At 66.8% G+C, this 12,604-nt stretch carries 12 protein-coding genes; 3 read left to right on the top strand and 9 right to left on the bottom strand.

The features are described from left to right. Window positions 1-93 precede the first annotated feature (93 nt). Entirely contained in the window at window positions 94-951 is an 858-nt protein-coding gene (locus BHE01S_RS14615) for an alpha/beta hydrolase (protein WP_042265327.1), read from the top strand. A 36-nt stretch (window positions 952-987) separates the two neighbouring features. Here the strand turns inward: BHE01S_RS14615 and BHE01S_RS14610 are convergent, their stop codons facing one another. Then, entirely contained in the window at window positions 988-2,055 is a 1,068-nt protein-coding gene (locus BHE01S_RS14610; RefSeq protein WP_042265199.1) for an AI-2E family transporter, read from the bottom strand. Window positions 2,056-2,439: 384 nt separating this feature from the next. On the opposite strand from BHE01S_RS14610, the gene BHE01S_RS14605 reads away from it, so the two are divergent. Next, the gene (locus tag BHE01S_RS14605; RefSeq protein WP_042265325.1) at window positions 2,440-2,739 is read left to right on the top strand and encodes a DUF3331 domain-containing protein; all 300 of its coding nucleotides are present in this window, start codon (window positions 2,440-2,442) and stop codon (window positions 2,737-2,739) included. 25 nt (window positions 2,740-2,764) lie between these two features. On the opposite strand, the gene BHE01S_RS14600 is transcribed toward BHE01S_RS14605, so the two are convergent. Beyond that, complete coding sequence (locus BHE01S_RS14600) at window positions 2,765-3,256, bottom strand: thioesterase family protein (RefSeq protein WP_042265198.1); 492 nt, start codon at window positions 3,254-3,256, stop codon at window positions 2,765-2,767. Between the two features lie 246 nt (window positions 3,257-3,502). On the opposite strand from BHE01S_RS14600, the gene BHE01S_RS14595 reads away from it, so the two are divergent. Then, window positions 3,503-6,055: an adenosylcobalamin-dependent ribonucleoside-diphosphate reductase gene (locus BHE01S_RS14595; protein WP_042265196.1), complete on the top strand. Its 2,553-nt coding sequence runs from the start codon at window positions 3,503-3,505 to the stop codon at window positions 6,053-6,055. A gap of 45 nt (window positions 6,056-6,100) precedes the next feature. Here BHE01S_RS14595 and BHE01S_RS14590 read toward each other — a convergent pair whose 3' ends face one another. The 7 genes from BHE01S_RS14590 to BHE01S_RS14560 all read right to left on the bottom strand — a co-directional run bounded on the left by BHE01S_RS14590 (window position 6,101) and on the right by BHE01S_RS14560 (window position 12,599). After that, window positions 6,101-6,787: a GntR family transcriptional regulator gene (locus BHE01S_RS14590; RefSeq protein ID WP_042265195.1), complete on the bottom strand. Its 687-nt coding sequence runs from the start codon at window positions 6,785-6,787 to the stop codon at window positions 6,101-6,103. A gap of 107 nt (window positions 6,788-6,894) precedes the next feature. Further along, on the bottom strand, window positions 6,895-7,686 hold the full coding sequence (locus BHE01S_RS14585; RefSeq protein ID WP_042265194.1) for a carboxymuconolactone decarboxylase family protein: 792 nt from the start codon (window positions 7,684-7,686) through the stop codon (window positions 6,895-6,897). A gap of 76 nt (window positions 7,687-7,762) precedes the next feature. Next, window positions 7,763-8,158, bottom strand: coding sequence for a cupin domain-containing protein (locus tag BHE01S_RS14580; protein WP_042265192.1), 396 nt, complete (start codon window positions 8,156-8,158; stop codon window positions 7,763-7,765). A 20-nt stretch (window positions 8,159-8,178) separates the two neighbouring features. Further along, on the bottom strand, window positions 8,179-9,084 hold the full coding sequence (locus BHE01S_RS14575; RefSeq protein WP_042265188.1) for an NAD(P)-dependent oxidoreductase: 906 nt from the start codon (window positions 9,082-9,084) through the stop codon (window positions 8,179-8,181). Between the two features lie 31 nt (window positions 9,085-9,115). Then, window positions 9,116-10,465, bottom strand: a complete 1,350-nt coding sequence (locus tag BHE01S_RS14570) for an MFS transporter (protein WP_042265186.1) — start codon at window positions 10,463-10,465, stop codon at window positions 9,116-9,118. Between the two features lie 171 nt (window positions 10,466-10,636). Beyond that, the gene (locus tag BHE01S_RS14565; protein ID WP_042265184.1) at window positions 10,637-11,032 is read right to left on the bottom strand and encodes a carboxymuconolactone decarboxylase family protein; all 396 of its coding nucleotides are present in this window, start codon (window positions 11,030-11,032) and stop codon (window positions 10,637-10,639) included. Between the two features lie 136 nt (window positions 11,033-11,168). After that, a complete protein-coding gene (locus BHE01S_RS14560; RefSeq protein WP_042265182.1) occupies window positions 11,169-12,599 on the bottom strand; it encodes an aldehyde dehydrogenase family protein in 1,431 nt (476 codons plus the stop codon). Between the last annotated feature and the right edge of the window lie 5 nt (window positions 12,600-12,604).

Here is a 12,604-nt window from a genome sequence, read left to right as displayed (position 1 = left end):
CGGGACGCCGACCACGGCTTCCGGCGCGCACGAGCGGCTGCTAGCATGATGACCCCGCGCCGCCGGCGCGCCACCGCCCACGATGTCCCTGCCATGCGCAGACTCCTTCGCACCGCGCTGCTCCCGCTCGCTCTTTCTTGCGCGGCGTTCGTCACGCCGGCGGCGCCTGCCGCCGCGGCGAGCACGGTCGTCGTCCGCACGTTCCACGCCGCGGCGCTCAACCGCGACTGGCCCTACGTGGTGTACCTGCCGAACGGCTATCGCGCCGATCAGGGCCGCTACCCGGTGCTCTATCTCCTGCACGGCAACAACGGCGAGCCCATGGACTGGGTCACGCAAGGCCAGCTCCAGGCCGCCGCCGACACGCTGATCGCCCGTCACGAGATTGCGCCCGTGGTGATCGTGATGCCGCAGGGCGGCACCGACTGGTATGTCGACCGCAAGGAGAAAATGGAGACGGCGTTTTTCCAGGATCTGCTGCCCGAGATCGAGTCGCACTTCGCAGTGGACGACGCGCGCGACGGCCGCGCGATCGGCGGTGTCTCGATGGGCGGGTTCGGCGCGCTGCGCTACACGCTGGAGCACCCCGACATGTTCTGCGGCGCGCTGCTGCTCTCCCCCGCGGTCTATGCGGGCGACCCGCCGCCGAGTTCGGCGGCGCGTCACGTGGGGGTGTTCGGCGACCACCAGTTCGATGTGCAGATCTGGCGCACACTCAACTATCCGGCGCTATGGAAGCCGTATTTTGCGCGGCCCTGGCGCGTGCCGTTCTTCATCGCCGCCGGCGACGACGACCTCGTGATCCAGGCCGAGTCGTCGCTGCTCTACACGCGGCTGCGCGAGGCGGGCAACCCGGCGGCGCTGCGCATCGTGGACGGCGGCCACGTGTGGCCTGTGTGGCGCGAGCTGCTGCCCGCCGCGCTCAAGTACACGCTCGCCTGCTTCCGTTGAGCGAGGCGCGCAGCGCGCCTCGCCGCGACCCGGGCGTCACTCCGCCCAGTTCACCCAAAGCACCATCAGCACGGTCATGAGCGCCGGGCCGATGAAGATGCCGATCAGCCCAAAGGTCGTGGCCCCGCCCAGAATACCGAACAGCACGAGCAGAAACGGCAGGCGCGTGGAATTGCCGATCAGCACGGGCCGCACGAAATGCTCGGCGACGAATACCACCACGAATCCCCATACGGCAAGCGCAGCCGCCGCGATCAGCGAACCCTGAATGACGAGCCACAGCGCCGCGCCGCAGAACACGATGGGCGCGCAAAACGGCAGCATGGCCGCGATGGCGGTGACGGTGCCGAGCAGCGCCGCATGCGGTACGCCGGTCGCGATATAGGCGGCGGCCAGCAGCACGCCCTCGCCCAGCCCCACGACCACGAGCCCCGTGACCGTCGCGCGCACGGCGGCGGCCATGCGCTGCAGAAGCTGCCCGCCGTCGCCGCCGAAGGCGCGGCGCGCACCGCGCATCACCGTCGCCGAAAGACGCGGACCGGCCCGGAAGATCACGAACAGCGTGACGAGCATGAAGCCGAACGTCATCGTGGCGTGGGCGGCGCGCGCGCCGAAGTGGCGGCCGAACGAGGCGATGGTGTCGCCGTGCAGGCTCTTCATCGCCGGGGACGCCTTGAGCGGCTGGGCCAGATTGGCCTGCCACCAGTCGCTCACCTGGCGGCTGCCGACCGGCAGATGCGAAACGAAGTCGGGCACCGGCACGCCGTTCTCCTGGGCGTCGCGCAGCCAGAGGTAAAGCTCGTGAGCCTCGCCGCCGGCCTGAATGGCCGTGACGGCGATCGGCAGGAGCACGAGCAGGCCGATTGCGGCAGTGAGCAGCGTGGCGATCAGCGTCTTGCGGCCCTTGAACCATGCGCGGCGCTCGATCGCCTGATAGGTGGGCCACAGGACGATGGCAAAGACGCTCGCCCAGGCCACGGCGGGCAGGAACTCGCGCACGATCCACAGCGCCAGCAAGACGAGCGTGGCGTACAGCCCCGCAGAGGCGACGCGCTGGATTTTCTGCTCGTTTGCGGAGTTCGGAGCAGGCGGACGATGAATCATGTAACCTCGTGAAAATTCAAAAACAGGTGCTCGGGTTTTGTGGCTGCGCCGAACGCGGTAAAGCACGTCAACGCGGTGCAGCAAGTCGATCCAGCCGGGCCGGTCTTTCCTCAGATTCACATCGGTCCCAGCCGTTCCGTCCCCACCCTGGAATGCCCTCCAGACGCCCGTTCTCGGGCCGCTCGACGTCGCGCCAAGTACAACAGTGCGTTGCACAAATCGCAGATGTCGACCCAAATCCGCCGCAAACCCCCACTCCTTCGTTGATCGCAACGTGTCGCAGGGCGATTGTTGCTGATAATGGAATGGTGTTTCAACGGCGACAGAATGGCACTTGTCAGCGCGCAGGACTACATTCGCGGCACCACACTTACGGAGCCGACAATGAAGAAACAAGCGTGCCTCTCGCTTGACGGAGCCAACGGTGAGCGCATCGAAATACTCGAGCAGACGGATACGGCGCTGGTGATCCGCTGGGTCGAACCCGGTCGCTGCCATTATGGCGAACAGCGCTGGCGCCGCCGCTCGGCGCATTCTTCGGGCACCTGCGCCGTGTCGCGCCGCAAGATCCGCCGCGGCGACGCCGTGTTCAAGCCGGCCGAACGTCCCGCGCCGCTGAACGCCTCCGTCATGATCGCCGCCGAGGTGTTCGGCGCCCTCATCGGCGCCGAGCTGCCGAAATAAGCCCACCAACGCCGCCCAGGCGGCCTCAGCGAGGCGCGAGCGAGATCGCCCGCGCGGCATGACGCGGCGCGAAGCCCGCCGAGGCGGCGCACAACGCCGCCACGCGCGCGAGCACATCGGCGTCGAAGGCCGCCGCACGCGGGCCCGAGCGGTCCACATGCAGGAGCAACTGCTCGCTCGCCGAGACGGGCGAGGCGAGTGCATCGTCGAGATCGCCCGCGAACATCTCCAGATACAGGCGCACGCGTTTCGCGTCGTGCTCGATCACCCGGACGTCGACGCGCACCTGCACGCCCTCCTTGATCTCGTGGAGATAGTTCAGGTGCGCTTCCAGCGTGTACATCGACCGCCCGCGCGCCTCGCGCGCAGCCGCGTCCAGCCCGATGGCATCGAGCAGCGCGTCGGTCGCATAGCTGTAGATCAACATGTAGAACGCGTCGCGCAGATGGCCGTTGTAATCGACCCACTCTGCCCGCACCGTGTCGCGGTAGACCACGGGCGCCGTTTCGTTCGTCATCCAGTCTCCTCTCCCGTCTCCACATTCGGTGCCCGCATGCAGGCGGGAGCAGTGTAACCGCAGACCCGCCTCGTGCGCCTCGACGCCGGCAGGCTCCGGCGCCGCCGCATGCGTGCTCGCGCCGCCGTGCACGCGGCGCGCCGCTGGGGTATGGTTGAACGGTCGCGGCACGGCCGCGGCGCCGCAAACCCCGTTCCAACGCCCTTCAACCGCCGCCTCCCGCGCGGCGCTTCGCGAGGCCCGGCCATGGCAGAAAACACGCCCCCGCTCCCGTTTCCCCCGCAGCAGTTCTCGCTCGACGTGATGCTCGAGAAGTACGCCAAAGGCGACGAGCAGACCGCCGACGACATCTACCGCCGCGTCGCGCGCGGCGTTGCGCAGGTCGAGCCGCCCGCGCTGCGCGCCGAGGTCGAGGCGCGCTTCGTCGACAATTTGCGCCACGGCGCGCTGGGCGCCGGGCGGATCATGAGCGCGGCGGGCGCCGGCATCGAAGCCACGCTGATCAACTGCTTCGTGCAGCCGGTTGGCGACAGCATCCAGGGCGTGGACAGCGAAGGGCGCCCCGGCATCTACGTCGCGCTGCTGCAGGCAGCCGAAACCATGCGGCGCGGCGGCGGCGTGGGCTACAACTTCTCGGCGATCCGCCCGCGCGGCGCGCACGTGAAGTCAACAGGATCGAGCGCATCGGGGCCGTGCAGCTACATCGACGTGTTCGACGCCTCGTGCCGCACGGTGGAAAGCGCGGGCGCACGGCGCGGCGCGCAGATGGCCGTGCTCGACTGCGATCACCCCGACCTGCCCGAATTCATCGAGGCCAAGCATTCGAAGGGGCGCTGGAACAACTTCAACGTCTCGGTCGCGGTAACCGACGAATTCATGCGCGCCGTGGAAAACAATGCGCCCTGGCAGCTCGTGCACCGCGCCGAGCCCTCGCCCGCGCTGCGCGCCTCGGGCGACCTGCGGCGCCGCGACGACGGCCTGTGGGTCTACGCCGAAACGCGCGCCCGCGCGCTGTGGGATGCCATCATGCGCTCGACCTACGACGTGGCCGAGCCGGGCGTGGTGTTCATCTCGCGCATGAACGAGGACAACAACCTGCGCGCGCTCGAATCCATCCGCGCGACCAACCCATGCGGCGAGCAGCCGCTGCCCGCCTACGGTTGCTGCAACCTCGGACCGCTCGACCTCACCCGCTTCGTGATCGACCCGTTCGCGCAAATGCGCGGCGGCAAGGCAGATTTCGACTGGAATCAACTCGCCGAACGCACGGGCACCCAGGTACGCTTTCTCGACGACGTGCTCGACGCCACGCTCTGGCCGCTGCCCGAGCAGCAGGCGGAGGCGGCGGCCAAGCGGCGTATCGGCGTGGGCTTCACGGGACTCGGCGACACGCTCGTGATGCTCGGCATCCGCTACAACTCGCCCGAAGGCTGCGAATTCGGCGCGCGCGTGGGGCGCACGATGCGCGACGCCGCCTATCGCGCCTCCGTCGAACTCGCGCGCGAGCGCGGCGCGTTCGCGCTCTTCGACGCGAGGACATACCTCGAAGAAGGCACCTTCGCCTCGCGCCTGCCCGACGACCTCAAGGCCGAAATCCGCGCGCACGGCATCCGCAACAGCCATCTGCTTTCCATCGCGCCCACGGGCACGGTGAGCCTCGCGTTCGCCGACAACGTCTCGAACGGCATCGAGCCCGCGTTCTCGTGGACCTACCAGCGCACGCGCCGCATGGCCGACGGCAGCCGCGAAACGTTCAACGTCGAAGACCACGCGTGGCGTGTGTTCCGCGAACTGGGCGGCGACGTGAGCGCGCTGCCCGCCTATTTCGTGAGCGCGCTGGAAATGAGCGCGCAGGAACACGTGGCGATGATGGCGGCCGTGCAGCCGTACGTCGACACGTCGATCTCGAAGACCGTCAACGTGCCCGCCGACTATCCGTTCGAAGACTTCGAAAACCTCTATCTCGACGCATGGCGGCGCGGCCTCAAGGGACTCGCGACCTACCGCCCCAACGAGACGCTCGGCGCGGTGCTGCAAACGCTGCCTCCCGTTGCGGCGGCAACGGCCGACGACGCGCTCGGCGACGCCCTGCTCGACCCGCTGCGCGTGGCGATCGACCATCGGCCCAAGGGCGAGTTGCCCGCCGTGATCGAGAAGATCGAGTACATCACGCAGACGGGCAAGGTGTCGCTCTACGTGGCGGTGTCGTTTCTCGAAGTGACGGGCCAGGTGGGCGGCGAAGCCGTGACGATCGAGCGGCCCATCGAATTCTTCATTCCCGTGGGCCAGCGCGACGAGCAGCAGCAATGGATCACGGCAACCATGCGTTCGCTCTCGCTCGCGGCGCGAGGCGGTTTCGTCGCGCGCAACCTGCAGGATTTGCGCAAGGTGTCGTGGGATCGCGGCCAGGTGCGCTATGGCGAGACGCAGCGTCTGGACGGCCGGCGCATTCCGCTGTGGCACGACTCCGAGGTCGCGGCCATCGCCTATGCGATCCAGCAGATCCTGCATCGGCGCGGCTTTCTCGATGCCGAGGGACGGCAGGTGCCGTCACGGCTGCTCGCGCAGCGGCGTGACGGTGCGTTGGCCGCGCAATTCACCGGCAACGCGCGGGCCGGCGCGGAACAACCCGGCGACCCGGTGCTGGACGGCGACAACGCGTTGCCCGCCGATACCCAGCACGCGTTTGCCCACGCGATGCTCGGCCGCAAGTGCGGGTCGTGCGGGGCGAATGCGGTGATCCGCAAAGACGGGTGCGACTTCTGCACGGCGTGCGGAGAGATCGGGACTTGCGGTTGAGATCGGGCGCGCAAGCCCGGGGCGGCAGATTGACGCTTCAACGCGTCACTCAGAAGCGTCTCCGTCGCCCTGCTCGGCCAGCATGCGCAACGCGGCCTTTTCCGCGTTCAACACGTGCTGGCGGGCCAGTTCCTGCGCCTCGTCCGCGTCGCGGGCCTTCAGCGCCTTGTGAAGCTTGTCGATTTCGCGCAGGCTGCTCGGCAGCCGGTCGGGATGCATCAGCGACGTCGCGCGCAGCAGATTCACGCGCGAGTAGAGGCTGTTGAGAATTTCCTTCACGAGATGGTTGCCGCAGTTGTCGAGCAGCACGTCGTAAAGCGCCGCCTTGGCCTTGAGCACGCCGTCCTGGTCCTGCGCCGTCGCCTGGGCGCGCAGCCTCTTCGCAGCCTCGCCGAACTGTGCGATGGCGTCGTCGCTGGCAAGCCGCGCGAATTCGTGCGCGGCAAATCCCTCCAGCAAGGCGCGCAGCGCATAGAGTTCGACGGCCTCCGCACGCGACATCACCGCGACCACGGGCCCCTTGTGCGGCACGTTGCGCACGAGCTTTTCGGCCTCCAGCTTGCGCAACGCCTCGCGCACGGAAGTCCGGCTCACGCCCAGCGTCTCGCAAAGCTCGCGCTCGATCAGACGCGCGCCCGGCGCGAAGCGCCCGCTCATGATCGCCTGCCGCAGCACGTTTTCGACCTGGTGACGCAGCGTCTCAGGCCGGATCAACCCCATATCAGTCGACATTATTGTCTTCCCGTCCGACAAAAATCCAACCTATATGATACTTCACCGCCGCCGGTTTCAAGCGTTTGGCGCGCATCCGGCTCGTGCTGTTGCCTGGGCCCGGCAGGTCAGGACGTCGCCGCCGCGCGATGTTTCGCCAGCGCCGCCTCGAGCAGCGGTGCGCCGAGTTCCGCGCCATGGATGCCCGTGGCGCTGACGACCTCGAGCAGTTCCATCAATTCTTCCGCGCTCGCGCCGTAGCGCAGCGCGTTGCGCATATGCAGCTTGAGTCCCGGCACGTACAGATGCGTCGACGACGCGTCGAACGCGCAATACATGAATTCCTTGACCTTCGGACTCAACACGCCCGTACGCCACGGTACCGACGAAAACGCGACATACGCCTCGAAGAAGTCGGGATCGAATTCGAGCAGCCCTTCCCATGTCGGATGCCAGTAGCCGCGATTCTTTTCGAACGCTTCCTTGAGCGCGCGGCGGCGTTCGTCGAGCGGCGCGGGTCCCGCGCGCAGCCCTTCTTCTTCGAGCACTTCGAGCAGCACGGGCACGCCGACATTGCTCGTATGGATGCCGATCGTGCTGATCAGCTCCAGCACTTCCATCAGTTCTTCGCGCGTCGCGCCGAATGCGAGCGCGCGCTCCAGATGATGCGCGACACCGGGCCCGTATAGCTGCGTGGCGCACGCATCGGCGGCAAGCGCGATGAAGGCGCGTACTTTGTCGTCGAGATGATTGCGGCGCTGCGGCACCGCGCAGAGCTGAACATAGGCGTCGACGAAGCCCGCGTCGAGACGAAGCATGCTGTCCCATGCGGCGTTCCAGCCGCCGTGCACGCGCATGAAATCGTCCTTGATCTGCTGCGGCTTGCGTGGCTCGCGCGCCGGCTGGTCTCCCTGCTTCATTGCGTCGTCCCTCGTGATGGCGATGGTCAAACCTCTGCGCGCGGAACGCGGCCTGCGCCGCGTCCCGCAATTTGCATCAGCGTGCGTCGAGCCCCTTCGGGTAGTCGGCCTCCGACACTTCTTCCTGCCACATCGACTTGCCGATCGACGTGGCGATATGGACCATGTAGCTGCCGTCGCTCGCGCCGTGCCAGTGGCGCTCGTTGGGTCCGATGAACACGATATCGCCCTGGCGGATTTCCTGCGGCGCCTCGCCGTCCTTGCAGATCCAGCCCTTGCCCGCCGTCACCTGCAGCACCTGGCCGTGTTCGTGCGTGTGCCAGTAGGTGCGGCCGCGCGGCGCGAAGAACACCGTGTTGATCGTCACGCCGTCGGTCGCCGGCATCACGGGGTCGGCCCACACCGTCCCCGAGAACGTTTCGCCGCGCTGCTCCGACATCTTGCCTTCCGCCCTGCCGTGAAAAACCTTCATGATTGCCTCTCCTCTTCTCGTCAAACTTTGCGCTTTCCGTCGAACAGCCGCACGCCGCCCGAAACGTCGCCGATCGCATCGACGACGCGGTTGCTGATCACGTCGCCATAGCCGAGCGCCGTGCCAAGGCCGAAGCTCGCGAGCGGCCCCGACGCGTTGAGCGACACCACGCCCAGCTCGCGCACGCGATCGACATAGAGCACGACATCCTTCGTCATGAGCTTGCCCGTCAGGCCGCCTTCCAGATAATCGCCGTCGACGATCTTCGGAAAGCGATTGAGCGTCGCGAAGTTCACGCCGCTGCTGCTGTTGAGCACGTCCAGCAGCAGATGCAGGTCGAGCCCCGCCTTCTTGCCCGCCACCATCACCTCCGCGCTCGCCGCGAGGCTCACCGCATTGAGGAAGTTGTTCAGCAGCTTGGTCGTGTGGCCCGCCCCGCTTGCGCCCATGTGCGCGACCTTGGTGGCGATCGGCGCGAACGCCCATTGGAGCGCTTCGACGGCGCTCGCCTCGCCGCCCACCATCAGCGTGAGCGTGCCCTTCTCCGCCGCGGCCGCGCCGCCCGAAATGCCCGCGTCGACATACTGCACGCCGCTTTGCGCGAAGCGCTGCGCGAGCCGGATGGTCGAGCTCGCGGCCGCCGTGCTCAGGTCGACCACGATCTGCCCGGCGCGGCAGTGCGCCAGCACGCCGCCCCCGCCTTCGACCACGGCCTCGACCACCTTGCTGTCCGGCAGTGACAGCATTACGACGTCGGCGAACTTCATGACGTCCGCGATCGTGGCCGCGGCCTGCGCGCCCGCCGCCTCCACGCGTGCGGGCACGGTGTCGTAGCCGAGCACCGCGATGCCCGCATCGACGAGGCGCCGCGTCATGCGGCCGCCCATGTTGCCGAGACCGATGAATCCGATCCGTTCCTTGTTCATTTCCGCTCTTCCCTTACAGTCAGGTCATTCGTCAAAAATCGACATCCTTCGTTTCCGGTCCCATCAGCGCGCCGGCGGCGCCGATCAGGCCGCCGAGGCACAGCAGCACCACCGAGGTCAGCCGCAACGGCATGAACGCGCTGAGCCAGTCCATGTAGAACGCGTAGAACGACGGGATGATCACCGAGAGGCTGAAGCCCACGCCGAAGCCCGTTGCGCGCACATCGGTGACGAAGCGTTCGTTGATGTACGTGACGATCACGCCCCACGGCGACGTGACGAGCACGGCGAGCACGCAGACCAGCCCGATGATGGCCGCGAGCGACAGCCCGTCGACGTTCGCGAGCACATACAGCAAGGCCGCGCCGACCGTCGCGATCAGCGGACCGACGATCGCGAAAAAACGCCGCCGGCCGATCACCTGCGCGAGCATGCCCGAGCCGATATAGCTGAAGAACAGCACGAAATAGGTGATCATCAGCGTGAACGTCATCTGGAAGCCGCTCAGATGCAGCGTCTTCACGAGCAGGCCCGTGGGCAGGAAGATCGTGATGATGTTCTGCGTGAGCCAGAAACCCGTCATCATGACCAGCACCTGAAGCAGATTGCGTCCGCTCTTGCCGCGCAACAGATCCGTCAACGGCAGCTTTTCGGGCTGATCGGCCTTCTCGGCGGCTTCGCTTTTCCAGATCTCCGATTCGGCCACCTTGTGCACGTAGTACATCGCCAGCGCGCCCGCGAGCACGGCGCCCAGCACGAACGGAATGCGCCAGCCCCATTGCGCGTACGGCGAGTGCATGCCGCTGAGCGGAAAGAGCCAGAACATCAGCATCGCAACCAGATTGATCGACACATACGCGGCCGGAAAGCCCGCGATGATGAAGCCGCCCACGAAGCCGCGCTGCGCCTTCTTCGAATACTCGATGGCAAGCGGCATCGCCCCCGTATAGCCGCCGCCGAGAAAAATGCCGTCGACGAAGCGCAGCAGCACGAGCGCCCAGTACGACGCGATGCCGATGCTTTCGTAGCCCGGCAGCAGCGCGATCAGCAGCGTGACGACACCGAAGCCCGACACCGACCAGATCGACGCCTTGCGGCGGCCGATGCGGTCCGCCACCATGCCGAACAGCAGCGCGCCGATCGGACGCCCCAGCAGCGTCGTGATGAACACCAGCGACGCGAGAATCGTCTCCATCCCGCCCGACAGATGCGGCGGCTGGAAAAACGCCAGCACCGGTGACAGTACGACGACAGGCAGGTAAATATCGAACATGTCGATGTACTCGGAGAAGAACGCGCCTTTGATGGCGTTGCGTCTTTTCGTTTCGATCGTCTGCTCGCCCTCGGACGGTACGACGTCATTCGCGGTCAGTGTCTTCATCGTTGTCTCCTGTGGTCGACCGGAGTCGCTCCGGCCGCATGCAAGTTCGTTGCATTGATTGCCCGCATCGCGCGGTGCGTGGTCTGCGTATGTCGATGTTGCGCCTGTGCGTCTTCTGCCGGCGCACGCCGGCGCGGCGTACGCCGCTACGTCAAACCGTCTCAAACCGTCTCAAACCGTCGAAGTCTCCGCTTCGTACGCTTTGATCGCATCCGTCGCCACGCGGAACGCGGCCAGCGCCAGCGGCACGCCGCAGTAGATGGCCGCCTGCATCAGCACCGCGCGGATTTCTTCCTTCGTCACTCCGTTGCGCAGCGCGCCCTTCACGTGCACGGACAGTTCGTGATGCTGGCTCATCGCCGTGAGCATGCCGAGGTTCAGCAGGCTGCGCGTCTTGAAGGGCAGCGTCTTGTCGCCCCAGATGTCGCCCCAGCAGCACTCCGTGACGTACTTCTGCATCGGCCGGTTGAAGTCGTCGGCGTTGGCCCACGACTTCTCCACGTGCGCCGCGCCAAGCACTTCCTTGCGGTTTTCAAAGCCTTTGTCGAAACGTTCGTTGCTGTCCATCTTCAAGGTCCTCCCAGTTGCCCGACTCGTTCACTTGCTCCACGCATGCCGATTGCCAGACGCGATGATTGTCCGACAATCGAAACGCGCAAAATTTTTTTGGCGCGCTTGCGGCTCAGGTCCGCCCGCGCGCCGTTCAATCCGCGCCGTAACCGACCAATGCCTTCGTTTCCAGGTATTCGCGCAAGCCCGCTTCACCCCACTCGCGGCCGTTGCCCGAGCGCTTGTAGCCGCCGAACGGCGCGTTGAAATCGGCGGGCGGATAGTTCAGATGCACGCCGCCGGCACGCAGCGCACGGCCCACCTTGCGGGCGCGCGCGATGTCGCCCGATTGCACGTACGCGGCAAGACCGTACTCGGTGCCATTGGCAATCGCGATGGCTTCCTCTTCGCTGTCGTAAGGCATCATCGAGAGCACCGGTCCGAAGATTTCCTCGCGCGCGATCGTCATGTCGGGCGTGACGTCGGCGAAGATGGTCGGCTTCGCGTAGTAGCCTTTCTCGATGCCGGCGGGCAACCCCGTGCCGCCCGTCACGAGCCGCGCGCCTTCGTCGATGCCCTTCTGGATCAACGCCTGCACGCGCTCGAACTGGTTGCGGTTGACGAGCGGCCCGAGCTGCGTGGACGGCTCTTCGGTCGGCCCTGTCCGGTATGATTGTGCCGCGCGCTTCGCGATCTGCACGGCATCGCTCATCAGTTGGCGCGGCACCAGCATGCGCGTGGGGATCGAGCACGACTGGCCGGAGTTCGTGAAGCACGCGGCAACGCCGCGCTTCACGGCCTCTTCGAGGTCGACGTCATCGAGCAGGATGTTCGCGGACTTGCCGCCCAGCTCCTGCGCCACGCGCTTGACCGTCGGCGCCGCCGATTGCGCGACCAGCACGCCCGCGCGCGTCGAACCCGTGAACGACACCATATCGATATCCGGGTGCGCAGCAAGCGCCTCGCCAACACCGGGTCCATCCCCGTTCACGAGATTGAACACGCCTGCGGGCAGTTGCGCTTCGTCGAGTACTTCGGCGAACAGCAGCGCGCTAAGCGGCGAATATTCGCTGGGCTTGAGCACCATCGTGCAACCGGCCGCGAGCGCCGGCGCGATCTTCACGACGATCTGGTTCACGGGCCAATTCCACGGCGTGATCAGTCCGCACACGCCGATCGCTTCGAGCACGACACGCGTGTTGCCGCGCTGCTCTTCGAACTCGAAGCGCTCGAGCACGTCGATCAGCGCATTCAGGTGCGCCGGGCCGCGCGCCGCCTGGCCGCTGCGCGCGAACGCGATAGGCGCGCCCATCTCGCGGCGCATCGCCTGCGCGAATTCTTCGTAGTGGCGCTCGTAGATGCCGAGCACGCGCCGCAGCATCGCGACGCGCTCGGCCACGCTCGTCGCGGACCACGCGGGAAACGCGCGGCGCGCAGCGGCCACGGCGCGATCGACGTCTTGCGCATTGCCGAGTGCGAGGCGCTCGAACGGCGCTTCCGTGGACGGATCGACGACGTCGAACCATCGGGGGGACGCGGGCTCGACCCAGCGTCCGTCGATATAAAACTGCGCTGCATGTGACATGGCAG

The sequence above is a fragment of the Paraburkholderia heleia NBRC 101817 genome (assembly GCF_000739775.1).
Lineage (GTDB): Bacteria > Pseudomonadota > Gammaproteobacteria > Burkholderiales > Burkholderiaceae > Paraburkholderia > Paraburkholderia heleia.
Note: the sequence above shows the minus strand (reverse complement) of the source record. Positions and strands in the feature narration are given on the sequence as shown.

Coding starts and splice junctions, on each gene's coding strand:
- BHE01S_RS14560 (WP_042265182.1), bottom strand. CDS start 12,599: ATGTCACATGCAGCGCAGTTTTATATCGACGGACGCTGGGTCGAGCCC.
- BHE01S_RS14590 (WP_042265195.1), bottom strand. CDS start 6,787: ATGTCGACTGATATGGGGTTGATCCGGCCTGAGACGCTGCGTCACCAG.
- BHE01S_RS14565 (WP_042265184.1), bottom strand. CDS start 11,032: ATGGACAGCAACGAACGTTTCGACAAAGGCTTTGAAAACCGCAAGGAA.
- BHE01S_RS14585 (WP_042265194.1), bottom strand. CDS start 7,686: ATGAAGCAGGGAGACCAGCCGGCGCGCGAGCCACGCAAGCCGCAGCAG.
- BHE01S_RS14595 (WP_042265196.1), top strand. CDS start 3,503: ATGGCAGAAAACACGCCCCCGCTCCCGTTTCCCCCGCAGCAGTTCTCG.
- BHE01S_RS14580 (WP_042265192.1), bottom strand. CDS start 8,158: ATGAAGGTTTTTCACGGCAGGGCGGAAGGCAAGATGTCGGAGCAGCGC.
- BHE01S_RS14575 (WP_042265188.1), bottom strand. CDS start 9,084: ATGAACAAGGAACGGATCGGATTCATCGGTCTCGGCAACATGGGCGGC.
- BHE01S_RS14600 (WP_042265198.1), bottom strand. CDS start 3,256: ATGACGAACGAAACGGCGCCCGTGGTCTACCGCGACACGGTGCGGGCA.
- BHE01S_RS14610 (WP_042265199.1), bottom strand. CDS start 2,055: ATGATTCATCGTCCGCCTGCTCCGAACTCCGCAAACGAGCAGAAAATC.
- BHE01S_RS14615 (WP_042265327.1), top strand. CDS start 94: ATGCGCAGACTCCTTCGCACCGCGCTGCTCCCGCTCGCTCTTTCTTGC.
- BHE01S_RS14605 (WP_042265325.1), top strand. CDS start 2,440: ATGAAGAAACAAGCGTGCCTCTCGCTTGACGGAGCCAACGGTGAGCGC.
- BHE01S_RS14570 (WP_042265186.1), bottom strand. CDS start 10,465: ATGAAGACACTGACCGCGAATGACGTCGTACCGTCCGAGGGCGAGCAG.